Source organism: Sporosarcina luteola (genome assembly GCF_023715245.1).
GTDB lineage: Bacteria > Bacillota > Bacilli > Bacillales_A > Planococcaceae > Sporosarcina > Sporosarcina luteola_C.
Map to the genome: position 1 here is coordinate 1849969 of NZ_JAMBNV010000001.1, position 24872 is coordinate 1874840.

Annotated in this window: 22 protein-coding genes and 2 pseudogenes; all 24 read right to left on the reverse strand. The window is 45.5% G+C overall.

The features are described from left to right. Window positions 1–5 precede the first annotated feature (5 nt). The 24 genes and pseudogenes from M3152_RS08875 to M3152_RS08985 all read right to left on the reverse strand — a co-directional run bounded on the left by M3152_RS08875 (window position 6) and on the right by M3152_RS08985 (window position 24860). On the reverse strand, window positions 6–284 hold the full coding sequence (locus M3152_RS08875) for a DUF503 domain-containing protein (RefSeq protein WP_251694781.1): 279 nt from the start codon (window positions 282–284) through the stop codon (window positions 6–8). Beyond that, window positions 281–2899: a translation initiation factor IF-2 gene (infB, locus tag M3152_RS08880; protein ID WP_251694782.1), complete on the reverse strand. Its 2619-nt coding sequence runs from the start codon at window positions 2897–2899 to the stop codon at window positions 281–283. Before infB ends, M3152_RS08875 begins: the two co-directional genes overlap by 4 nt. Further along, window positions 2847–3221 carry a YlxQ family RNA-binding protein gene (locus M3152_RS08885; RefSeq protein WP_251694783.1) on the reverse strand — a complete coding sequence of 125 codons (375 nt, stop codon included), beginning with the start codon at window positions 3219–3221 and terminating at the stop codon, window positions 2847–2849. Before M3152_RS08885 ends, infB begins: the two co-directional genes overlap by 53 nt. Then, window positions 3218–3496: an RNase P modulator RnpM gene (gene rnpM / locus M3152_RS08890; RefSeq protein WP_251694784.1), complete on the reverse strand. Its 279-nt coding sequence runs from the start codon at window positions 3494–3496 to the stop codon at window positions 3218–3220. Before rnpM ends, M3152_RS08885 begins: the two co-directional genes overlap by 4 nt. A 19-nt stretch (window positions 3497–3515) precedes the next feature. Then, window positions 3516–4736, reverse strand: a complete 1221-nt coding sequence (nusA, locus tag M3152_RS08895; RefSeq protein ID WP_251694785.1) for a transcription termination factor NusA — start codon at window positions 4734–4736, stop codon at window positions 3516–3518. A gap of 22 nt (window positions 4737–4758) precedes the next feature. After that, window positions 4759–5235 carry a ribosome maturation factor RimP gene (rimP, locus tag M3152_RS08900; RefSeq protein ID WP_251694786.1) on the reverse strand — a complete coding sequence of 159 codons (477 nt, stop codon included), beginning with the start codon at window positions 5233–5235 and terminating at the stop codon, window positions 4759–4761. Window positions 5236–5447: 212 nt separating this feature from the next. Then, window positions 5448–9764 (reverse strand): PolC-type DNA polymerase III, encoded by a 4317-nt coding sequence (locus M3152_RS08905; protein ID WP_251694787.1) that lies wholly within the window; start codon window positions 9762–9764, stop codon window positions 5448–5450. Between the two features lie 75 nt (window positions 9765–9839). Beyond that, complete coding sequence (locus tag M3152_RS08910) at window positions 9840–11540, reverse strand: proline--tRNA ligase (protein WP_251694788.1); 1701 nt, start codon at window positions 11538–11540, stop codon at window positions 9840–9842. 38 nt (window positions 11541–11578) lie between these two features. Continuing rightward, window positions 11579–12838 (reverse strand): RIP metalloprotease RseP, encoded by a 1260-nt coding sequence (rseP, locus tag M3152_RS08915; RefSeq protein ID WP_251694789.1) that lies wholly within the window; start codon window positions 12836–12838, stop codon window positions 11579–11581. A 44-nt stretch (window positions 12839–12882) separates the two neighbouring features. Next, entirely contained in the window at window positions 12883–14031 is a 1149-nt protein-coding gene (dxr, locus tag M3152_RS08920) for a 1-deoxy-D-xylulose-5-phosphate reductoisomerase (protein ID WP_251694790.1), read from the reverse strand. A gap of 22 nt (window positions 14032–14053) precedes the next feature. Then, window positions 14054–14848, reverse strand: coding sequence for a phosphatidate cytidylyltransferase (locus tag M3152_RS08925; protein WP_251694791.1), 795 nt, complete (start codon window positions 14846–14848; stop codon window positions 14054–14056). Further along, window positions 14845–15639 (reverse strand): isoprenyl transferase, encoded by a 795-nt coding sequence (locus tag M3152_RS08930; RefSeq protein WP_251694792.1) that lies wholly within the window; start codon window positions 15637–15639, stop codon window positions 14845–14847. Before M3152_RS08930 ends, M3152_RS08925 begins: the two co-directional genes overlap by 4 nt. Window positions 15640–15861: 222 nt before the next feature. Then, complete coding sequence (frr, locus tag M3152_RS08935) at window positions 15862–16419, reverse strand: ribosome recycling factor (RefSeq protein WP_251694793.1); 558 nt, start codon at window positions 16417–16419, stop codon at window positions 15862–15864. Beyond that, window positions 16420–17145, reverse strand: a complete 726-nt coding sequence (gene pyrH / locus M3152_RS08940) for a UMP kinase (RefSeq protein WP_251624027.1) — start codon at window positions 17143–17145, stop codon at window positions 16420–16422. A 77-nt stretch (window positions 17146–17222) separates the two neighbouring features. Then, the gene (gene tsf / locus M3152_RS08945) at window positions 17223–18107 is read right to left on the reverse strand and encodes a translation elongation factor Ts (RefSeq protein WP_251694794.1); all 885 of its coding nucleotides are present in this window, start codon (window positions 18105–18107) and stop codon (window positions 17223–17225) included. A gap of 91 nt (window positions 18108–18198) precedes the next feature. Further along, window positions 18199–18930: a 30S ribosomal protein S2 gene (gene rpsB / locus M3152_RS08950; protein ID WP_251624024.1), complete on the reverse strand. Its 732-nt coding sequence runs from the start codon at window positions 18928–18930 to the stop codon at window positions 18199–18201. Window positions 18931–19074: 144 nt separating this feature from the next. Next, on the reverse strand, window positions 19075–19590 hold the full coding sequence (locus M3152_RS08955; protein WP_251694795.1) for a hypothetical protein: 516 nt from the start codon (window positions 19588–19590) through the stop codon (window positions 19075–19077). A gap of 5 nt (window positions 19591–19595) precedes the next feature. Then, window positions 19596–19898 (reverse strand): hypothetical protein, encoded by a 303-nt coding sequence (locus tag M3152_RS08960; RefSeq protein ID WP_251694796.1) that lies wholly within the window; start codon window positions 19896–19898, stop codon window positions 19596–19598. Next, window positions 19895–20677 carry a FliA/WhiG family RNA polymerase sigma factor gene (locus M3152_RS08965; protein ID WP_251694797.1) on the reverse strand — a complete coding sequence of 261 codons (783 nt, stop codon included), beginning with the start codon at window positions 20675–20677 and terminating at the stop codon, window positions 19895–19897. Before M3152_RS08965 ends, M3152_RS08960 begins: the two co-directional genes overlap by 4 nt. Window positions 20678–20898: 221 nt before the next feature. Beyond that, window positions 20899–21000: pseudogene (locus tag M3152_RS18160) on the reverse strand (chemotaxis protein CheD); the annotation flags it as partial. After that, a pseudogene (locus M3152_RS18165) lies at window positions 20977–21246 on the reverse strand (chemotaxis protein CheC); the annotation flags it as partial. The pseudogenes M3152_RS18165 and M3152_RS18160, both read right to left, overlap by 24 nt. Further along, a complete protein-coding gene (locus tag M3152_RS08975) occupies window positions 21236–21706 on the reverse strand; it encodes a chemotaxis protein CheW (RefSeq protein ID WP_251694799.1) in 471 nt (156 codons plus the stop codon). The gene M3152_RS08975 and the pseudogene M3152_RS18165, both read right to left, overlap by 11 nt. A 16-nt stretch (window positions 21707–21722) precedes the next feature. Beyond that, window positions 21723–23765 carry a chemotaxis protein CheA gene (locus M3152_RS08980; protein WP_251694800.1) on the reverse strand — a complete coding sequence of 681 codons (2043 nt, stop codon included), beginning with the start codon at window positions 23763–23765 and terminating at the stop codon, window positions 21723–21725. A 12-nt stretch (window positions 23766–23777) separates the two neighbouring features. Further along, the gene (locus M3152_RS08985; protein ID WP_410055857.1) at window positions 23778–24860 is read right to left on the reverse strand and encodes a protein-glutamate methylesterase/protein-glutamine glutaminase; all 1083 of its coding nucleotides are present in this window, start codon (window positions 24858–24860) and stop codon (window positions 23778–23780) included. Window positions 24861–24872 lie beyond the last annotated feature (12 nt).

Here is a 24872-nt window from a genome sequence, read left to right on the forward strand (position 1 = left end):
CCGTATCAATAGTAGTCAAGTATCATTTCTGTCATTTCCCATTCCGGATTCGATTCCAAAAAACGGATGGCTCTTCTCGTCTCCCCTTCGGCAGCGTCTTTTAAGGACGCGACCGAAACGAGAGCAATTGTAGTTCTTTGCCATAAGTCTTGATGATCGATTTCGGCGATGGAAACGTTAAATTCATTTTTTACACGATCTGTCATTCTTTTCAAGACGGATCGTTTGCCTTTCAACGAATGGACGTCAGGGATGAAGAATGTGCATTCCGCATAGACGATCATGCCCGCTTGATTTCCTCCATGATGAAGGCTTCAAAGATGTCGCCTTCTTTAATATCATTGAAGTTTTTCACGGTAATTCCGCACTCATAGCCTCTAGCAACTTCTTTCACATCGTCCTTGAATCTTTTCAATGTGTCGAGTTCGCCTTCGAAGATCACGATATTATCCCGTAGGACACGTACGCCTGCGTCACGGGTGATTTTTCCTTCCGTTACGTAGCTTCCCGCAATCGTTCCGATTTTCGAAACTTTGAATGTTTCACGTACTTCTGCTTGGCCGATCACTTTTTCTTCATACTCAGGATCTAACAAGCCTTTCATAGCGGATTCGATTTCCTCGATCACCTTATAGATGACGCGGTGCAATCGGATATCGACGCCTTCTGCTTCAGCTGCACGTTTAGCATTGACATCTGGACGGACGTTGAAACCGATGACGATAGCATTGGATGCTGCCGCTAGGGAGATATCCGATTCGTTAATGGCGCCTGCTCCAGTATGGATGATCCGGACATTGACACCTTCAACTTCGATTTTCATAAGGGAAGCTGCCATGGCTTCGACTGTTCCTTGTACGTCAGCTTTGACGATAAGGTTCAATTCCTTCATTTCCCCTTGTTTCATCTGATCGAATAGGTTATCAAGCGTTACACGTGTTTTCTCGCCGCGTTGCTCCTGCAATGCGTCACCTGCTCTTGATTCAGCGATTTGACGAGCTGTCTTTTCATCTTCGAAGACGACAAAACGATCGCCCGCTTGCGGTACATCGCTAAGACCAGTAATTTCAACCGGCGTAGATGGACCTGCTTCCTTCACCCGGCGGCCAAGGTCGTTAATCATAGCACGTACTTTCCCGAATGTGTTTCCAACGACAATTGGATCACCTACACGAAGCGTTCCATCCTGGACGAGAAGCGTTGCGACCGATCCTTTTCCACGATCCAATTGTGCTTCAATGACAGAACCTTTTGCACGGATATTCTTGCTTGCTTTCAATTCCGCGACTTCTGCCACCAACAAGACCATTTCTAATAGCTGATCGATTCCCTCACCTTTTAAAGCTGAAATCGGTACGAAGATCGTATCCCCACCCCATGCCTCAGCCAATAAGCCATGCTCTGTCAGCTCCTGCATGACTCGGTCAGGGTTCGCAGTTGGTTTATCCATTTTGTTTACAGCTACGATTATCGGCACTTCAGCAGCTTTCGCGTGGTTGATCGCTTCAACTGTTTGAGGCATGACACCGTCATCAGCTGCCACGACAAGAATCGTGATGTCTGTTACTTTTGCTCCACGCGCCCGCATTGTTGTAAATGCTGCGTGGCCAGGTGTATCCAGGAACGTGATCTTCTTGCCATCAGCGTTGATCTGATATGCGCCGATATGCTGTGTGATACCACCAGCTTCCCCTTGTGTAACCTTCGTATCACGGATCGAATCGAGAAGCGTCGTTTTACCGTGGTCAACGTGACCCATAATTGTTACGACAGGAGGACGCTCTGTCAATTCCGCTTCAGTCTCTTCAGGTTCCTCGAAGTAAATTTCAAGATCCGTCACATCGATACGGATTTCTTCTTCCACTTCCACTTCATATTCCGCACAAATCAACTCGATAGCATCTTTATCCAGCTCTTGGTTGATCGTCGCCATGACGCCAAGCATAAATAGCTTTTTGATGATTTCGGATGGTTCCCTGCCGAGTTTGTTCGCAAGTTCACCGACTGTAAGCGATTCATAGAATGTGATCTTTTCCGGCAATGGTTTTTCCACTTTCGGCATTGGTGCAGGACGATGTCTTCTCCGTCCTTGGTTAATACCCCGTGCAGGTGGTCTTCCGCCGCGTCCAGCCGGTCGATTTCCGCCTGGAGCCCCTTGTCCTGGACGTTGGCCGCCCTGAGTTGCCGGACGGTTTCCTGTTTGCGCCCCTTGGCCAGTGCGTTGACCGCCTTGAGATGCAGGACGGTTGCCGCCTTGCGCGCCTTGACCTGGACGTTGACCGCCTTGAGATGCAGGGCGGTTGCCGCCTTGAGCGCCTTGACCTGGACGTTGGCCGCCTTGAGATGCAGGACGGTTGCCGCCTTGCGCGCCTTGACCTGGACGTTGACCGCCTTGAGATGCAGGGCGGTTGCCGCCTTGAGCACCTTGCCCTGGACGTTGGCCGCCTTGAGATGCAGGACGGTTGCCGCCTTGCGTGCCTTGACCTGGACGTTGGCCGCCTTGAGATGCAGGACGGTTGCCGCCTTGAGCGCCTTGTCCTTGACGTTGACCGCCTTGAGCGATTTGTGCTGGACGTTGACCGCCTTGAGATGTAGGACGGTTACCGCCTTGGGTGCCTTGTCCTTGACGCTGGCCGCTCGGTTGCTTGTTGTCCTGGCCATTGCCTGTTGGACGTGATGCATTTGAAACTGGTTTCCGGTCATTGTTTCCACTTCGAGGCTTGTCGGATGGAGTAGAACCGCCTTTACCGAAACGTTGATCCAATTTTGATGTCGCCTCTCTATCAAGCATCGACATATGGTTCGTTACATTCACATTTATTTTCCCAAGCTCCTCGATGACTTCTTTACTCGTCCGATTCACTTGCTTCGCGTATTCGTGTACACGTATCTTCGTCATTAGCCCACCCCCGGTTATATTCGTTGAGGAGCCCGGATAATTTTCCGGCAAAGCCGGCATCCGTTAACGCGAGTACGACCCGCGACTCTTTTCCGATTGCATGGCCGAGAGCTTCCCGGCTCCCGAACACATGCTTCTCAACGTTGTAAAAATTACATTTGTCATTTACTTTTTTCTGTGTGTTTTTTGAAGCATCCTCAGAAACGATGACCAAGCGAGCATTACCCGATCGCACTTCTTTGACGACCAGCTCTTCACCGGTAATCAGTTTCCGGGCCCTCGCAGCCATTCCTAACAATTGAAAGATCGCTGTAGGATTCATTTCAATGCCTCACGACGGATTGCATGTAGAAGATCATCATAGACTTCCTCAGGCACCGATGTTCCAAGCTGGCTTTCAATCGATCTATTGCGTTTTGCAGTTTCAACAGCCTTTTCAGTTTTAGATACATATGTACCACGTCCTGATTTTTTGCCTGTCAGATCGACCGAAACTTCACCTTCTTTTGTGCGGACAATGCGGATCATTTCCTTCTTTGGCAACATCTCGCCTGTCGCCGCACATTTACGCAAAGGTATTTTCTTTTTGCTTGTCATGGGCAGTCATCCTTTCAACTCAATTGTCTTCGTCGGTTTCTGAATATAAGTCGATTGTTTCGATATCGGATTCATCATCCGGTTCATTATCTAAATACGGATCCTCATTATATTCATCATTTCCATTTTCGGTAACGGCATATACATCCTCTTCAAATAGCCGTTCTCCGCTCGATTGATCGGAGATAGGCGGATAAATGCCTAGCTCACGAGCATCCGTTTCGCTTTTAATGTCGATTTTCCATCCAGTCAATTTGGCGGCCAAACGGGCATTCTGCCCACGTTTGCCGATCGCCAGCGATAACTGGTAATCTGGCACTACGACTGTTGTGGATCTGTCTTCTTCATTCACTTGCACGTCCAACACTTTGGATGGACTCAATGCATTTGCGACAAAGATTACAGGATCCTCGGACCATTCTACGATATCAACCTTTTCTCCATTCAATTCATTGGATATGGATTGGACGCGCGCACCTCTGGATCCGACGCATGAACCAACTGGATCGACTTCCTCATTGTTCGTATGAACTGAAATCTTCGATCGGTCCCCCGCTTCACGGGCAATCGATTTGATTTCAACTGTTCCGTCATAGATTTCCGGAACTTCCATTTCAAACAGCCGACGCAAAAGTCCTGGATGCGTACGGGAAACAAAAACTTGAGGCCCTCTCGAAGTGCGCTCAACTTTCGTAATATATACTTTGATGCGGTCATGAGGCTTGTAGGACTCTGTAGTGATCTGTTCACTCGAAGGCAGCACGGCCTCCACTTTCCCAAGCCCAACATATAGATTCCTTGCGTCCAGGCGCTCTACGATCCCATTGACGATGTCGTCTTCCCGATCTACATACTCATCATAGATCAGACCACGTTCAGCTTCACGAACACGCTGCGTAACAACTTGCTTGGCAGTTTGTGCTGCAATCCGGCCGAAATCACGTGGCGTCACTTCTTCTTCGACGATATCTCCGAGTTCATAGGCCGGGTTGATGGCTAACGCGTCTTCGAGTGCGATTTGAAGTCTTTCGTCTTCCACTTCTTCCACGACGTCTTTACGGGAATATACTTTCATCGTCCCTTTTTCCAAATTCAAATCGACGCGCACGTTTTGCGCCTGGTTGAAGTTTCTTTTATATGCGGTAACAAGTGCCGCCTCAATTGCTTCAACAATGACATCCCTTGAAATACCTTTCTGCTTTTCAAGGGCTGTCAATGCATCGAGTAGATCACTACTCATAATTAATCACTCCTATATTCAATTATGCGGAAAAATCGATTGCTAGTCGTGCAAATGCAATTTTTTCCTTGTCGATGATGACTTGCAATTTCCGTGTCTTGATGCGGATTTCAACTTCTGCAGCATCAGGACCGTAAGAAAGCAAGTATCCTTCAAACTCTTTCATGCCGTTGATCGGTTCGTACGTTTTAATGAATACATATTGCCCGACCGCTTTTACGAAGTCCTCTTCTTTTTTGAGCGGACGTTCGGCGCCGGGTGAGGAAACCTCAAGGAAATAGTTTTGAGGGATTGGATCAGTACGGTCCAGTTCTTCGCTCAGCCTTTCGCTGACGAGTGCACACTGCTCAATATCGATATTCCCTTCCGGCGTATCGATATAAACGCGTAAAAACCAGTCCCTCCCTTCTTTTACAAATTCAACATCAACTAATTCCAACTTAAGGTCATTCACTATCGGACTGACGAGCTTTTCAACTTCTTCTGTAATTTTACTCATCATAACCCTCCCGAGATTTGATTGAAACTTGTCTTATGCGAATAAACAACAGAAAAGAGCGGGAAATCCCACTCTTTTTTCGCAAGACATATAGCAAAAGTTGCTCCAATTGTACCATCTACTAGGTGTCAATGCAAACAATGTGCCAAAGCGGAGGGCACCCTGGAGTCTAGATGATGCTATGTGCTTGCCGTTGCTAAATGAAAGTTGTTTCAGAAAAGGGAAAGTTGGTTCGAATCGGGCATACCTTCCAGACAGCCTAATGAATCCATATATTCAATGACCGTTTTCGATACTCTCCCCCGTTGCTGCAGATCTTCCTTAGATAAGAAGATGCCATCCTTGCGAGCTTCGACAATCGCTTTGGCAACGTTCGTCCCTAGGGATGGAATCGCGTCGAAAGGCGGTATCAATTGATTGCCATCGATAAGAAATTCTGTGGAGTCGGATTTATATAGATCCGGTTTAGCGAATGAAAAGCCACGTTCGCACATTTCCAATGAAATCTCCAATACCGTGAGCAAGTTCTTTTCTTTAGGCGATGCTTCTAAGCCTTTATCATTAATTTCTTTGATTTTCGCCCGGATGGAAGCATTGCCTTTCGTCATTGTCGCTAGATCGTAATCGGTCGCGCGGACAGTGAAATACGCAGCGTAATACATGATAGGATAGTGCACTTTGAAATAAGCAATACGAAGCGCCATCAGAACATACGCGGCGGCGTGTGCCTTCGGGAACATGTATTTTATCTTTTTACATGAATCGATATACCAGCCGGGAACTTGGTTCGCCTTCATTGCCTCTTCGAATTCAGGCGTCAGCCCTTTCCCTTTCCGCACCGATTCCATTATCTTGAACGCCATCGCCGGCTCTAGCCCTTGGTAAATCAAGTAGACCATAATATCATCACGGCAGCCAATCACATCGGACAATTGGCAGATCTTATTTTGAATCAGCTCTTGGGCATTGCCTAGCCACACGTCGGTTCCGTGGGAAAGCCCGGAAATCTGAATAAGCTCCGAAAATGTTGACGGTTTTGTTTCCTCAAGCATTTGCCTTACGAAGCGCGTACCGAATTCCGGCACACCCAAAGTTCCAGTTTTGCAATCGATCTGCTCTTCTGTGACGCCTAATGAGGATGTCCCACTAAACAGAGCCATGACCCCTTCATCATCCGGCGGAATCGTTTTCGGATCGATGCCTGATAGGTCCTCAAGCATTTTAATCATCGTCGGATCATCATGTCCCAGAATATCCAACTTCAAAAGATTATTATCGATTGAATGGAAGTCGAAATGCGTTGTACGCCAACTTGACCCAGCATCGTCTGCCGGGAATTGGATCGGCGTGAAGTCGAAAATCTCCATATTATCCGGGACGACGATGATTCCGCCCGGATGCTGCCCTGTATTCCGTTTAACGCCTGTACAGCCTTGCACGAGCCTGTCAATTTCCGCGCCGCGCAAATGAAGGTTATTGTCATTCATATAACCCCTGACATAGCCGTACGCCGTTTTTTCGGCAACAGTTCCAATTGTTCCCGCACGATACACATAGTCTTCTCCGAAAAGTTCTTTTGTATAATTATGTGCATGTGCCTGGTATTCTCCACTGAAGTTCAAATCGATGTCCGGTACTTTATCTCCATTGAAACCAAGGAATGTTTCAAACGGGATGTCCTGGCCGTCTTTTCTTAACATCGCCCCGCATGACGGACATGCTTTGTCCGGCAAATCGAATCCGGATCCGACAGAACCATCATCGAAGAACTCCGATAGCTTGCAAGATGGGCATACGTAATGTGGTGGCATCGGATTCACTTCCGTGATTTCCATCATCGTTGCGACGAGGGACGATCCGACCGACCCACGGGATCCGACGAGATATCCATCATTCAAGGATTTCTTGACGAGCTTATGTGATATGAGATAAATGACCGCGAAGCCGTTGTCGATGATTGATTTCAATTCTTTCTCGATTCGCGCTTCGACTAATTCAGGCAATTGCTCCCCGTAAATATCGCGTGCCATCGAATAGGTCAATTCCCGAACATCGTCGTCCGCACCGACGATTGTCGGTGTATACAAATCATCTTTAATCACTTTCACATCTCCGATGCGGTCGGCCACTGCCTGCGGATTATCAATGACAATTTCTTCAGCGACTTCCTTGCCTAAAAACGAGAAGTGCTCGAGCATTTCATCAGTCGTCCGGAAATGGACTTCAGGCAATGAGTGACGGTTCATCGGATTTGCTCCGCCTTGGGAACGGACAAGAACTTGACGATACGTCGCGTCCGTTTCGTCAATATAGTGGACATTCCCCGTAGCACATACAGGAAGCCCCACCTTTTTCCCAAGCTTGATCATCTTTCGCATTATATCTTCAAGATTCCATTCATCCCTGATCAATTCCAATTCAATCAAATGGGAATAGGCAGGTTTCGGATGCAACTCCAGATAGTCATAGAAGCCTGCGATTTCTTCAACCTCTTCCATCGATTTCTGCATCAAACCTTCGAAGACTTCACCTTTGTCGCATCCCGAACCGACAAGGAGTCCCTTGCGGTATTTCATCAATAATGAACGAGGGATGCGCGGTACTCTGTAAAAGTAGTTCATATGGGAAATGGAAACGAGTTTGAATAGATTCTTCAAGCCTTCGTCATCCGTTGCAAGCAAAGTACAGTGGGATGGCCTTGAACGTTTGTAGGCATCCCCTTCCCCTATATGTTTATTGAAGTCATCCAAGTAAACGATTCCTTTTTCCGTCGCTGCCTCTTTCATAAGACGGATGAACAGATAGGCTGTCGCTTCGGTATCATAGATAGCGCGGTGATGCTGCGTCAGTTCAATATCGAACTTCTTCGCCAAGGTGTTCAATCTGTGATTCCGCATTTCCGGATAGAGGAAACGTGCCAATTCGAGTGTATCAATGACAGGATAGTTCTTGTCATGCAAACCCGCCTTTTTGCTCGCTTCATAAAAGAAGCCCATATCAAATGATGCGTTATGAGCGACAAGGATTGCATCCCCGATGAACTCCTTGAAGTCCTTTATGACTTCTGAAACTTCGGGAGCGTCTTTCACCATATCGTCTGTTATGCCAGTAAGCTCAATCGTTGTGGAAGATAAGGGATGATGGGGGTTCGCGAACCTTTCAAATCGTTCCTTAAGCTCACCATTTACGACTTTGACTGCAGCCAACTCGATGATTGTGTCGTACACCGCAGATAGACCTGTCGTCTCCACGTCAAATACGACAAATGTATCATTTTCGAGCTCTCTATGCTGCTCGTCAAAGACAATTGGCACACCATCATCCACCAAGTTCGCTTCTAAACCGAATAACACTTTTATGCCATGTTTCTTGCCCGCAGAATAAGCTTCAGGAAACGATTGGACATTTGCATGATCGGTGATTGCCACTGCAGGATGCCCCCATTTCGCCGCCTGAGCGACTAATGCCGATGCCGATGTTACTGCATCCATTTGACTCATTGTCGTATGTGCATGCAATTCAATCCGTTTCCGATCTTCAGGTGCGCTGTCTTTTCTGATGACAGGAGTGACCTCCATGATGTCCTGGGCCATCATGATGAGGTCCCGTACGAATGTATCGTTCTGGATGCTGCCCCTCGCACGTACCCATGCACCTTTTTTCAACGTTTTCATGAGCTCTGCATCTTCGTTATCCCGAGAAAACATTTTCACAAGAATTGAATCTGTGTAATCCGTCACTTTTATTGTGAGCAATGATCGACCGCTTCTCAATTCTCTAACCTCTGCATCAAAGACGTAGCCTTCGATTGTTAGACGTCTTTCTTCATCCTGTATCGCCTGGATGCCGATGATCGGTTCATCGGGTTTGATCGGGACTCCCAATACGAATGGTCTGTTCCCGAAATCGCCGTTCTCCTTCTTCATCGCCTCCATTTTTTGAAGGTTGGCTAAGGCATTCTTGGCATACGCTTCTTCTTCCGCCTGTTTCTGCGCCATGAAAGCAAGTATTTCCGCTTCATTATTTTCCGCTTCCTCTGAAATCGTGAATTCGATTGCCATCGATGGAAATCCGAAAGATTCATAAACCTCTGCGATAATGCGGCCATATTTATTTTTCATCGTTTGTTGTTCGAAATCATTTACGCAAGTCAATGTCATCTTTTCGCCAACAAGTACAGGCTTTTGTCCTTCAAGCCTCTCGCGGATCGGAGGCGACATATCCCGCATCTCCTGTAAGACAAATGGCCAATAGCCGACAATCAGTTCAGGATCCCCTTCTTTCGTCCGCACAGTAATTTGAAGGCGTACCGCGGCGATGGACGTAAAGGCTTCCGTCATCCTTTGTTGGAATAACTGAAAGACTTGGACAGGTAATGTTTTTTCCAGTTCCACATTAAATTGCCACATTCTTGATTTACGGTGAATATCGACCCGTTCTAACGTTCCATGCTCAAAATGAACGATCATTTGATCATCTGCCATTCCGATTTGCTGCAGCAATGTCAGCAACTTCAATTTTGCATCCATATGTATCCCCCCGCTTCGTACAGTGAAAAGAAGGGAAGTACCGGTATCCGGCCTCCCCTCCCTACCTTTTATTTTTCAACCAAAATAGGCTTGCAGCTTTTCTGTGACTTCTTCTTTTTGCCACTCGACGGTTTCTCCAGTGCCCCTGAATTTCACTTCGATTATTCCATCCTGCGCTTTCTTGCCGATTGTCAGACGTACTGGCAACCCGATAAGATCCGCATCCGTGAACTTAACACCCGGCCGCACGTCACGATCGTCATGTAAAATGTCATATCGGTATGATTTTAGCAGATGATAAAGCTCATCCGACAGTTTTGATTGCGCTTCATCCTTACTGTTGATCGTAACGAGGTGAATATCATACGGGGAAATATGCTTCGGCCATTTTAACCCATTTGCATCATGATGCTGCTCAGCGACAGCCGCCAAAATCCTTGAAACGCCAATGCCATAGCACCCCATAATATAAGGTTGAGCTTTGCCGTTTTCATCGAGGTACGTCGCTTTCATCGGGCCGCTATAAGCGGTTCCCAATTTAAAGGTATGCCCAAGTTCAATTCCTTTGGCAAATCGGATCGTTCCAATACCGTCCGGTGAAGGATCCCCTTCACTGATGTATCTTAGATCTAAATAGCGCTCAATAGCAAAATCACGCTCAGGATTAACATTCATCAAATGGCATCCATCTTCGTTTGCCCCACAAACGCCATTTACGATCTTTTCGACCGCGAAATCTGCATACACTTTCAAATCCAGAGGCAGTTTGACAGGACCGATGGAGCCAGCTTTGCAAGCTAGCATTTCTTCAATCTCGCTCTCTGTAGCAAGGTTAATATCCTTTGCTTGCAATGCATTTTTCAACTTGATTTCGTTTATGTCATAATCACCGCGTGACAACACGACAACTAGCTTTCCATCAGCTTTGAAGAGGAGCGTTTTAATCACTTTAGAAGGATCTACGTTTAAGAAGTCCGCTACATCCGCAATCGTCCTCTGTCCCGGCGTATCGACCTTCACGAGCTCTTTCAACGTTTCTTTGGATTTTACATATTCCGTATTGACTTCGGCCATTTCAATATTTGCGGCGTATGGGGAAGCGTCGCTGTAAGCAATCGTATCTTCCCCGATGTCGGACAAGGCCATGAACTCGTGAGTTCCATCACCGCCGATTGTACCGCCATCTGCAATGACAGTCCTGTAATCCAAGCCGAGTCTCGAAAAGATATTCGAGTAAGCTTGCATCATTTCATTATACTTCTCTTCTAGACTTTCTTTTGATGAATGGAACGAATAAGCATCCTTCATGATGAATTCCCTGCCGCGAAGCAGTCCGAAGCGCGGCCGTTTTTCATCCCTGAACTTCGTCTGGATCTGAAAGACCGTCAGCGGAAGTTTCTTATAGGATTTCACTTCATCCCGGATGAGTGAGGTAACCACTTCTTCATGAGTTGGGCCTAGAGCCAATTGACGATCATGTCGATCCTTAAGCCTGAAAAGTTCAGCTCCGTACGAAGACCATCGCCCTGACTCTTCCCAAAGCCCGGACGGCTGCAATGTCGGCATGAATATTTCAACTGCATCAATTGCCTCCATCTCTTCCCTTATGATGCTTTCAATCTTCCGAATCACTTTTTTTGCGAGCGGAAGAAAGGAATAAACACCACTCATATGTTGGCGGATATATCCTGCCCGGAGCAGAAGTTGATGGGAAATGATATCCGCATCCGTCGGTATTTCACGCATAGTCGGGATGAATGTCCGTGATTGTTTCATGAAGATTTCACCTCGAATTTCTATAATGAACTATATTATTAAAAAAAGAATCGTTGTATGTCATTCCAAGTAACGACGAGCATAAGAACCATCAGTAACATGATGCCAACAAAATGAACCATGCCCTCTTTCTGTTTGTCGATAGGTTTCCCTCGGACTCCTTCAAATAGGAAGAAGAGCAATCTTCCGCCGTCCAATGCAGGCAGCGGCAACAGATTCATGATTCCCAAGTTAATGCTTAACACGGCGGCCCAGTTCATAAGGGAAAACACACCCCATTGAGCGACCTCCTCTGTCGCTTTGTAAATGCCGACAGGTCCGCTTAATGCATCAATTGTAAACTTACCGGTGACGAGCATGCCGAGAAGTTCGAATATCCTTTTCATCCAGCTAAAGGTCTGCTCCGCGCCAAAAGCAAATGCTTTCAATGCATTCTTTTCAACTGGACTTTCATACATTACACCAATCTGACCGAATTCATCTCCATCTTTGACCACTTTCTCAGGAACGACCGCCATTGTCACCATTTCTCCGTTCCTCTCAACCTTCATTTGAAGGTTTTTGCCAGGATTTTTCTGAATGGTCTCGGTAAATTCCTGCCAGCTTTCAATCGATTTACCGTCCACTTCCTTGACGAAATCTCCAGCTTCCATACCCGCTGCGTAAGCAGCGCTATTACTGATAACTTCCTTAATGATCGGCTCATTTGTAGGGATGCCATGCAAAAGACCAATTGCCAAAAAGATGAAGAAAGCGAGGATGAAATTGAATAGAGGTCCTGCAAAAATAGCCATCGCCCGGCTGCCCAACGACTTCGAATCGAATTGGCGATCATAAGGCGCAATGAGCGTCTCCTGACCTTTTTCATAGATGACAGCATTTCGGGAAATTCTATATTTCACAAGATTCCCGTCCTCATCATATCCTTCGATGAAAAGTTCCTTACTTAAATCGGCAGCTTCCGTTTCCAAAAACAAGACATTCGGATTGGATACATCGCGGTTTAAATAAATCTTTTCGATTTCATCGTCATTATTCAGAATGACGCCTACCCGGTATCCGGGCTGTAATTCGACAGTGTCGAAATCCTCGCCAGCCATTCTTACATACCCGCCAAGCGGAAGGATACGGATCGTATAAAGAGTCTCCTTTTTCCGTATGGCAAGTAATTTCGGACCGAACCCAATTGCAAATTCACGTACCATGATGCCGGCTTTTTTCGCGAAAAGGAAATGCCCTAATTCATGAAAAAAAACAAGAGAGCCGAATATGATAATAAAAGCTATAACGGTTTCCATTAAAAACCACCTTAACTGGCCTCACCGGCCGATTTATGAAATACTTATTTCACCATATCATACACCATTTTACGGGTGCTTGAATCAGTTTCTAAAATCGTTTCCAAATCCGGAGATGAAATCGATTGATGATTGTCCATCATCCGTTCAACAATTTCCTCGATTTGAAGGAAAGGTATTCTGCCTTGCATGAACAGTTGGACAGCCACTTCATTTGCGGCATTCATCACTGTCGGCATCGTTCCGCCTTGCCTGCCTGCTTCGTAGGCGAGGGCGAGGGCTTTGAAACGGTTGAAATCCATCTTCTCAAAATGGAGTGTTCCAATTTCCTCTAGACGGAGCGGCTTGGCGTTTTGCATCGGAATCCGATCCGGATACGTCATCGCGTATTGGATCGGCACCCTCATGTCAGGAGAGCCGAGCTGTGCCATGACACTCGTGTCTTCGAATTCAACCATTGAATGGATAATGCTTTCCTTGTGTAATAAACATTCAATCCTGTCATACGGCATATTGAATAAATGATGAGCTTCAATCACTTCAAGCCCTTTGTTCATCATTGTAGCGGAATCGATCGTCAACTTATTGCCCATGGACCAATTCGGATGAGCCAACGCCTGCTGTACAGTAACGCCTTGCAATTGATCCCTTGACAGATCTCTGAAACTTCCGCCGGAAGCCGTCAGAATAAGCCGGGAAACCCGTTTGGGATTCTCGCCATTCATGGATTGGAATAGCGCTGAATGTTCACTGTCAACAGGTAGAAGCGCAACGTTCCTCTTTCTGGCTTCTTCCATGACAATGTCTCCCGCGGCTACGAGCGTCTCTTTGTTTGAAATGGCAATCGTGATGCCTTGCCGGATGGCTTCCATAGTCGGTTCCAGACCTACGCTCCCGATAACTGCATTGACGAGCATGTCTGCGCCAGTCTGCGCTGCTACAGCAACTAGACCTTCCTTGCCATGCACAAAACGCGTTTCCGGAAATTCCGATTGCAATGATTCTGCATCTTCTTTCCGCATCACAGATACGAGTTCCGGGCGGAATTGTGCCGTGATTTCCCTTACTTTCGGTATATTCATCCCGGCTGAAAAAGATACGAGTTTAAATTGCTCTTTGTTTGATTGAATAATATCGAGAGTCTGAGTGCCGATTGATCCCGTCGCACCGAGCAGACTAATTTTCTTCGTCATAATATGAATAACTTCCTTTCCATCAACCGACTAGGTGTAAAAAATGAATGAGCGGCAACACGAAAAGGAGACTATCGAAACGATCAAGAATTCCTCCATGTCCCGGCAACAGATTCCCGGAATCTTTCACATTGAAATGCCTCTTCAACGCTGACTCGACCAAATCCCCTAACTGTCCGACAATCGAAGCGATGATCGTTACGATGACCAACATTAAGAATGATGGCGCTAATGGATAAAAGATTTGGAAGACGCAAGCAAACAAGACGGCAAATGCGATGCCTCCGATAAACCCTTCAACTGTCTTATTCGGAGAGATATCCGGCCATAGTTTCCGTTTACCAATCTTCCTGCCAATAAAATATGCACCTGAGTCAGTTGTCCAAATTACTAGAAGTGCATAAAAAACATACTCAAACCCATAAAAACGGGTTTCAATCAAATAATAAAATCCGATGCCAACGTATAATGCACTAAATGCTGTAAACGCTGCATGATCGAATGTAAATCTATTTTTAGAGATGACTGTATAAATCAATAAAATAAGAATGAGTGCAAACATCATTTCAATTTTCGAATAGCCGATCCACTGCTCTACTTCAGCAGTCCATTTTGATGGCAGTAATAATATCGCGAGTGCAATCCAGACGGTAATACCTTCGAAAGAAAATATCCGAATATCTTTCATGCGCAGCAATTCATATAACCCGATTGAGGCAATAATATAAATGGCGATAGTAAATGGGAGCCCACCGATGATAACGAGCGGGAAAAATATGGCCAATGCGGCGATCGCTGTAATAATTCTCTGTTTCAATCTCCTTTATCCCCTTCCACACTTCCAAATCTTCGATTGCGCATTTGGAATTCTTCGATTGCGCTTAACATGCACGACTCATCGAAGTCCGGCCAGAGAACCTCTGTAAAGGAAAATTCCGAATAAGCTAGCTGCCAAAGCATGAAATTCGACAATCGCACTTCTCCACTCGTCCTGATGAGCAAGTCAGGTTCGGGCAAGTGTGATGTCATGAGATGTGATCCGATCAGTGATTCGTCAATCTCATTGACTGTTATTTGATTGTCGACAGCCATTTTGGCGATTTCTTTCACTGCCTCCACCATTTCCAGACGGCTGCCATAATTCATTGCGAAATTCAGGACAAGTCCATCATTGCTTGAAGTGGCTTCTATCGCTTTTACGATTGCCTCTTTGGTATGTGGCGGAAGGGCATCGAAATTCCCGATCATTTCAACCTTTACGTTCTGTTCGATCAGTTCAGGCAAGTACGTTGTCAGGAACTCACCGGGCAGTTTCATCAAAAAGTCGATCTCCATTTTTGGTCGCTTCCAGTTTTCAGTCGAAAATGCGTACAATGTCAAGACTTCGATACCAATTTCATTTGCAATCCGGGTAATTTTCCGGACGGTCTTCATTCCTTCATGATGGCCCGCAATCCGCGGTAAACTGCGTCGTCTTGCCCATCTGCCGTTTCCATCCATTATGATGGCGACGTGTGAAGGTATTGTTCTACTTTTGACTTTCGTAAGCCTGTCGGAAATTGATGGTTGGTTTTCTACAGTTTTTTTCCGTAACAGTTTATCTAGCATTCCGTTTCCTCCACTCGCCTGCTATTTGAGCAAGTACCTAGTCTATCGTATCAAATCGGCCGATAAATTTCATTTAAAACAGTTAAAAATTAGAGTTTGTGCTCTTTTAGATTATGCTTGTTGTGTAGTGAATTATTTATCATTCTGGAAAGTGAATGAAATACGGTCAGAAAAAAAGACGTCCTGAAAGTAGGACGCCCCAATGTATAGAAAGTTCTTCGATCAGATTTCCATGATTTCATTTTCTTTATCTTTTGCAAGCTCATCAATTTTAACGATGTAGGAATCAGTCAACTTCTGGATTTCTTCACCTTCACGGCGTAGTTCGTCCTCAGTGATGTCCCCATCTTTTTCAAGCTTTTTCAACTCATCATTAGCATCCCGGCGTACGTTGCGGATTGCAATCTTAGAGTCTTCTGCTTCTTTTTTGACTTCCTTCACCAATTCCTTGCGTCGCTCTTCCGTCAAAGCAGGTACTGCCAAACGGATGACAGATCCATCATTGGAAGGAGTGATACCGATATCCGATTTCAATATCGCCTTTTCAATATCACCTAAAGTCGTCTTATCATACGGCTGGATGACCATCAGTCTCGCCTCTGGCACAGAGATGCCTGCCATTTGGTTCAATGGCGTCGGAGCTCCGTAATAAAGTACTGAAATCCGATCAAGCAATGAAGCATTTGCACGTCCTGCCCGGATGGAAGCAAGCTGTCTCGAGAAAGACCCGATCGCTTTGTCCATTCTTTCCTTCGTTTGATCCATTACCGCTTTCGGCATTTACCCATTCCTCCTGACAACCGTACCGATTGGTTCACCAAGCACGGCCTTTTTAATATTTCCATTATCCATAATTGAGAATACTACGAGAGGGATATCATTGTCCATACATAGGGTTGAAGCAGTGGAATCCATGACTTCAAGGCCTTGGCTGATAACTTCCAAGTACGTCAATTCCGTGTATTTAACTGCGGTCTCATCTTTTAATGGATCCGCTGAATAGACGCCGTCAACATTGTTTTTCGCCATCAAGATGACGTCCGCTTCGATTTCAGCCGCTCTAAGTGCAGCTGTCGTATCCGTTGAGAAATAAGGATTCCCTGTTCCAGCGGCAAAAATGACGACCCGCTTTTTCTCAAGATGGCGAATCGCTTTCCTACGGATATATGGCTCAGCCACTTGCCGCATATCGATCGATGACGATACACGTGTTTCTACGTCTAACTTTTCAAGAGCGTCTTGAAGAGCCAATGAATTCATGACCGTGGCAAGCATACCCATATAATCCGCAGTTGTCCGGTCCATCCCCATCTCACTGCCAATTTTACCACGCCATATGTTTCCTCCACCAACTACGACCGCAACTTCCACACCAAGGTCAACAACTTCTTTCACTTGTACTGCGACTGTCTTGATGATTTCCGGTGATAGACCATAGCCTTTTTCACCCGCAAGTGCCTCGCCGCTAAGCTTCAAAACAATTCTTTTATATTTTGGGACGCCCATATGTACCCTCCGTCTACTGTGTTTTCTCGAAAAATAGGGAACACAATGTTGTGTCCCCTAATTGTTCTTTTATCTGATCAGTTGCCTTTTACTTGGCTCATGACTTCATCAGCAAAGTTGTCTTCGCGTTTTTCAATTCCTTCACCGACAGCATAACGGACGAATTCTTTCAGAGTTCCGCCAGTCGACTTAACGAAATCACGTACTTTTTGATCGGAGTTTTTAACGAATGCTTGGTCAAGAACACAAATATCTTCGAAATATTTTCCAAGACGTCCTTCAACCATTTTCGCAACGATGTTTTCTGGCTTGCCTTCATTCAATGCTTGTTCAGTAAGGACTTTACGCTCGCGCTCAACTTCGTCTTCTGAAACCTCATCACGTGAGATGTATTGTGGATTCATAGCTGCGATGTGCATTGCAACATCTTTAGCAGCTTCGGAGTCAGTAGTGCCTTCAAGGATTGTAAGAACCGCAATGCGGCCGCCCATATGAAGATAAGGACCGAATGCATCGTTGTCTGTTTTTGTTTTCAATTCAAAGCGGCGGAGAGTGATTTTCTCACCGATTTTAGCAACTGCATTGGAAATGTGGTCAGCGACTGAAAGGCCGTTTTCCATTTTCGATTCAGATGCTTCTTCTACAGTTGCCGGTTTTGTTGCTAAAAGGTGTTCGCCAAGTTCTTTTACAAGAGCTTGGAACGCTTCGTTTTTCGCAACGAAGTCCGTTTCAGCGTTCACTTCGAAAATGACAGCGTCGTTACCTTTCACGATGATGTCTGTTGTACCTTCAGCAGCGATGCGGTCAGCTTTTTTAGCTGCGCTTGATAGACCTTTTTCACGAAGGAAGTCTACCGCCGCGTCCATATCACCATTTACTTCAGTAAGTGCTTTTTTGCAGTCCATCATACCTGCGCCTGTTTTTTCGCGCAGTTCTTTTACCATTTGTGCTGTAATTGCCATTGTTAGTTCCTCCTGTATGAGTGATTTGAGACGACACCTTTAAAAAAGACGATAAGGGGTTGGCCGCTTATCGTCTGTTCTATTACTACTATTACTCTGCAGCTGCCGTTTCAGTCGCTTCTTCAGATACTTCTTCATCAGCGCCTTGTCTTGATTCGATCAATGCATCTGCCATTTTGCTAGTAAGTAGACGAACCGCACGGATTGCATCGTCATTCGCAGGAATGACATAGTCGATTTCGTCCGGATCACAGTTCGTATCAACAATACCGACGAGTGGAATGTTCAATTTGATTGCTTCCGCCACAGCGATGCGCTCTTTACGAGGGTCAACGACGAAGATGACGTCTGGCAATGATTTCATATCACGGATACCGCCTAGGAATTTCACAAGACGATCGTGTTCTTTTCGTAGTTCAGATACTTCTTTCTTAGGAAGTACATCGAATGTACCGTCTTCTTCCATCGTTTCGATCTTTTTCATACGTGCAACACGTTTTTGGATCGTACCGAAGTTTGTAAGTGTACCACCAAGCCAACGTTGGTTGATGTAGTACATTCCTGCGCGCTCAGCTTCTTCTTTGATTGCATCTTGTGCTTGCTTCTTAGTTCCAACGAAAAGAACTTTCCCGCCATCTGCACCTACTTGACGCATGAAGTCATAAGCTTCTTCAAGTTTTTTCACCGTCTTTTGAAGATCGATGATGTATATTCCGTTACGCTCTACGAAAATATACTTTTTCATTTTCGGGTTCCAACGACGAGTTTGGTGTCCGAAATGTACACCTGCTTCAAGCAGTTGTTTCATTGAGATTACTGACATTTGTTTTTCCTCCAATTTGGTTATATTCCTCCGTATGTCTCATGTGATGGAATGACCTGTCGGCACCTGTTCCCATCATCCACATACGTGTGTAGTAACACCATTTGATAATATACCATACTGATAATTCGATTGCAACTCACTTCACCTGAATTTAAGAAGCAATTCCACTTCAGTCTTCCCTTTGCCAAGCCTTTTTGCGATTTCCTCGATCGACTTTCCGTTATCATGCATACGGATCGCAAGCGTCCGATCATCCAATCCGGATTCTTCTATTACCTGTACGGCAAGACTGTCCTTGTTCAAAGTTGGCGCCGCCTGATAGGATTTCAACGCGGCTTTCAATGGGTAGCCCGGCGTCTTAATGGGAAACGTCTTCATATCAGGCGACTGGGTGGGATCTTCTGTTGGACGATCTACACGTGCAGTCTCCCTAAGACTCCTGTTTTCCTCCTGCTTGTCGATGATGTTGATGAGGCGATCATTTTCCTCTTTCAATTCGGATAAGTAAGCACCGATTGCATCGTCCATTTCCGCCATCAGTTTATGCTGTTTCTTTTCCAAGTTGTTGAATTTGGAAACTTTCATGTACAGCAACGCTATGAAATAAAAGCCAATCACTTGTAAGATGAATAAAAATAATAAAAATACCGTTTGCATACTAGTTATCCTGTAAAGTCGACAAACGAACCTTTATAAGGATGCGTAGTCTTCTTTTCCTCTTCATTATGTTGTTGTTCCTTATCAGTACGGTCATGCTCCTGATTTTTCCCTTTTGCGTCTTTATCCGCTTTGGCATACTTCTCGGAATGACGGACACTTTCCCTGTTCTTCAATGTCTCTTTTTCAGTTTGAAGCTGTGCCTGTTCCTGGTTAAGCTGTGATTGTTGCTGTTTTTGTTCTGCCATCTTTCCCGCATCGAACGTTTTAGGGATTGCTATTTGGAGTTCGATTCCTTTTAGGCTCATAAAATCCCTCCATCGACAATTTCCGGCAACAGCAATTTCCGTAGTTTGAAAAGTGCTTTTGAATGGATTTGCGAAATTCTTGATGTTGATAAGCTGAGGATTTCCCCAATTTCCGTCAACGTCATTTCATCTGTGTAAAACAGATTCAAAACCAACTGTTCGTTATGATTGAGTTCTTTTATTTTCAATGCCAAATCACCGACAAGCTCTCCCATGACAATCTGCTGTTCAGGAGTACGTTCATGATCGTCCTTTATAATAAAGGATTTCTGTCCTTCCTCTTCATCATCATTCATACGCTCATCTATGGATAAAACATTAGAAAAATAGTGTTCCTGCACAGTCTGATAGACTTCATCGACAGAAACCCCTAGATGGTCCGCTATCTCTTCAGGCGTAGCATGGCGCTGCAGTTTCTGCTCCAATTTCGAGATCTCTTCCTCAAGCTTCTTCGATCTCTCACGGGAAGAACGCGGCAACCAGTCTTCTTTCCGCAAACCGTCGATGATCGATCCGCGGATCCTGAACGAAGCATACGTATCAAATTTCAAGTCCCTGCCCGGATCGAATTTCGTCAAAGCGTCAAATAGCCCTTGAAGTCCCAGGCTCATGATTTCATCCCGCGAAACATTGCGTGGCAAACCTGAGCCGATTCGCTGTACATGGTAATTTACGAGAGGCGTATACTTTCTGACCAGTTTGTCACCGGCATCGGGATCCCGATCATTCAACCATAGTTTCCAACATGCATCTTCTTCCGTCAGACCCTCTTTTGACATCGAATCCCTCACTTTCCATGATGTTTCCGTTAAAAATAAAGAATTTGTATGATTTCTATTATAGCAAATTTCGACAAAAAATAGCGACTGAATCGTTCAGTCGCCTCGCTGCCTCTATTCCCTTGAATAACATTTTAAATTTCTTTCGTTCCCAAATTGACTGTCCGGATGCTCAATGCGCTAGTCATCGGGTCGAACTCGATTGTCCGCCCGCTGGAACCGCCTGTATCCTCCGCTATGATCGGAATGGAAAGTCGGGCAAGCTCATTTTTGACAGCTTCGACGTTCCGGGGACCGATGCGGTTTGCGGAATCGATCGGCAGAACGAAGAACATGCTGCCGGATAGGTCCCCTTGAATTCTCAGGTAGATGCCTGCCACAATTCGTTCGGCTCCGCCTGCCAACTCAAACATTTCATCAAAGGAGACGAGTGAAACTTTCGGAACATGCATTTCAATCTTCCTGCCGAGCAATTGGGAAAGGGAAGTTGCTGCATGAGCTGCCCCAATATTGCCAATTTCCTTCAGCACGTCGAGATGCATGTCTGTAATCTCGTAATCAGATTTCATCTGTGGTCACTCTTTTCACAGGATGAAGCACTTTTTCAAGATTCAACATGACCAATAGGCGCTTATCCACTTTGGCAACACCCGAAATGAATTCCGATTCAATCGATCCGACGACTTCAGGCTGAGGTTCAATCGAATTGACCGGAATATCGATCACATCGTTCGCGGAATCAACGATTAGGCCCACTTCAAATTCCTCCAATGAAACAATAATGATTCTGCTGGTGTCATCAAGAGGCTTCACTTCCATGCCAAAACGCTCCCGTAGATCGACAATCGGAGTGACGACCCCTCGTAAGTTGATGACGCCTTTTATATAGGATGGAGTTTTCGGAACTCTCGTAATCGATATGAGTTTCTCGATCGACTCAACAACGTCGACTCCAACGGCATATTCCTTATCCATCAACTGGAACACGATCACTTTCATTTCTTTAGTACTTTCACTTACTTCAGCCATTGCTTTCCCCTCCAGCCTACTTGATCAATGCATTGCAATCCACGATAAGCGCAACTTGTCCGTTCCCTAATATTGTAGCGCCAGAAATAGCGAATACGCTCTGAAGATAATTGCCTAGTGATTTCAATACGATCTCTTGCTGCCCGATAAATGAATCTACGACGAGTCCAGCCATTCTTTCGCCTTTACGGACGATGACTACAGATTGGTATTCTTCCTTCTCCTGCGCACCATCCATCTCGAAAATTCCTTTTAAGTTGACGAGCGGAACGATGCTTCCCCTGAAATCAATCACTTTCTGATTATGCGCATTCAAGATCTCGGAAGTTTGAATGATCGCAGTTTCGATGATCGAGGAGAGCGGGATTGCATAAATATCCTTGTCCAAGTTGACAAGCATTACCGAAATAATGGACAACGTTAGTGGCAGCTGCACTTGGAAAAGAGAGCCTTGCCCTTCCTTGGAGTCGATCGTTATATAGCCGCCAAGTGATTCAATTGTACTTTTCACGACATCGAGACCGACACCGCGGCCAGATACATCGGTAATTTTTTCTGCAGTGGAAAACCCGGATGCCAAAACGAGTTCAGCAATCTGCCGATCCGTCAGCGTGGCAGCTATTTCTTCAGTTACAACGCCTCTTTCAAGTGCCTTTTGCAGAACCCGTTCCTTGTTGATGCCTGCACCATCATCTTCCAGCTCAATGAATACATGATTACCGGAATGATACGCCCTCAATGTGACAGTGCCTTCCTCAGGCTTGCCTTTAGCAAGTCGTTCTGCCGGACTCTCTATACCGTGATCCAATGCATTTCGGATCAAATGGACGAGAGGATCCCCGATTTCATCGATTACCGTTCTGTCCAGTTCAGTTTCGGCTCCGATAATTTCAAGATTAATCTTTTTATCTAGATCCCGTGCCAGCTGACGTACCATTTTCGGGAAGCGGTTGAATACAGTCTCTACGGGAATCATACGCATGTTCAGGATTATATTTTGAAGATCTCCGGAAACTCGGGTCATCCTCTCGACAGTTTCATTCAAGTCGGGATTATGTAATTCACTTGCAATCGATTGCAAACGTCCCCTGTCAATAACCAGCTCTTCGAAAAGATTCATGAGAATGTCCAACCGGTCAATATTGACCCGGATTGTCTTGTTCGCATTATGTGCATTCGTTGCTCGTCGTCCTTTTTGAGGGACGGCAATAGCTTTCCCAGTTTCCTTCGCGGTTTTCGCAACAGAAACGGCCTCAGTCTCAACAGGTGTCTCCTTAAGCAGGGATACGCCCATAACCGGATGGATATCGACCCGATCCACTTCAGAAACTTTCATCACTTTTGCTTCTAGTGAACTTGCTTCTTCTTTAGAGATTAGAACTATAGTGAATACTTCATCAAAATCCTCATTTTCCAACTGTTCAACAGAAGGTTTTGACTTAACGATTTCTCCTGATTTTTCAAGGATCTCGAAAACCATGAATACTCTTGCTGCCTTAAGTAAGCAGTCTTCCCGCAGTGTAACGGATATTTCATATGCATGGAAACCTTGTTCCTGCGATTGACCGATCACCGTCATTTCATAATCATCGTAGTGAAGCGCCGGAGTATATTGTTGCAACGGCTCGATCGCCATTGTGGAGGCAGCCGTCTCCATTTCCGGTGCAATAACGGCTGATTGTCCAGTCTCTATGCGGTTCAATGCAGTGACAAGCTCTAGTACATCCTTCTTCCCTGTACCGCCTGCTTCTATATCCATCACCATTTCTTCCAAATAATCGACAGCTTTAAAAACGATGTCGAGAATTTCGGTCGAAACGCTGATTTTTGAGTTTCGGATTGCATCCAGAACATTTTCCATTTTATGTGTCAAGTCAGCGATGTCTTCGTATCCCATCGTTGCAGACATTCCTTTCAACGTATGTGCTGAACGGAATACTTCATTGACAATAGCCAGATCGTCGGGATTTTTTTCAAGTTCCAATAAGTGTTCATTGCAAGCTTGAAGATGTTCTTTACTTTCTTCAAGAAACATTTCAAGGTATTGATTTGTATCCATCATGACGCCCCCTCAAGAATGTAAGATTTCCGTAATTGCTGCCGCAATGCTCTGCACATCAACGATGCGATCGGCGAGACCGGCTTCTTTAATCGCTTTCGGCATTCCATAGACGACAGACGTCTTTTCGGATTCAGCAATCGTAATCGTAAAACAAGCCGATTTCAGTTGTTTCATCCCTTCCGTACCGTCTTGCCCCATCCCCGTCATGATGGCCGTTACATATTGCAGTTCCTGCATGGATGCAGCAGACTCCAACAGTATGTCTACAGACGGCCGATGACCCATTCGGGGTGAATCCGCGGCGTCGAGCCGGACGCAAAAACCAGCAGGGCACCTTTCAAATTTCAAATGCTTTCCGCCAGGTGCAATATAAGCAACACCTTTAAGAAGAGCTTCTCCATCCTCGGCTTCCTTCACCCTTATTTCGCTTAAGCCGTCCAATCGCTGGGCCAATGATTTCGTAAATCCAGGCGGCATATGCTGAACGACCAAAATTGGTGCATTTATATCAGACGGCAGTCGTGTAAGCACTTCCTGCAGTGCCCGTGGACCCCCTGTCGATGTACCTATTATAACAAAAGTCTCCATCCCTTTGTGAATCTTTTTGGCATGCAATGAATCTATTTGAGAGAGCATTGAATCAGAAGACCCGATTTTCTTTTCATTGATAGATTGTTTTTTCTTAAAATGCTTCTCGGCCTGTGGTACTGGTTGTTTTAGGAGATTGGAAATTCTGACTTTTGCAGCTGCAAATACTTTTTCGACAATCTCCTGTTCCACTTCATGCAAATTAAGTGAAATGGGTCCGCCAGGCTTGGCGACAAAATCCACGGCACCATAATCCATGGCGATCATCGTATTTTCTGCCCCAATTTCAGTCGTGCTTGAGAGCATTACAACGGGGGTAGGATGCTGTTCCATGATTTGCCTCAAAGCCTCTAGCCCGTTCATGACCGGCATCTCAATATCCATCGTGATGACATCCGGTTGAAGTTCCACAGCTTTGGCAACGGCATCTTTCCCGTTGCGCGCTATTCCTATTACTTCAAGCAACGGATGCTTCGAAAGCATGTCTGTAATCAATTTTCGCATAAACGCGGAATC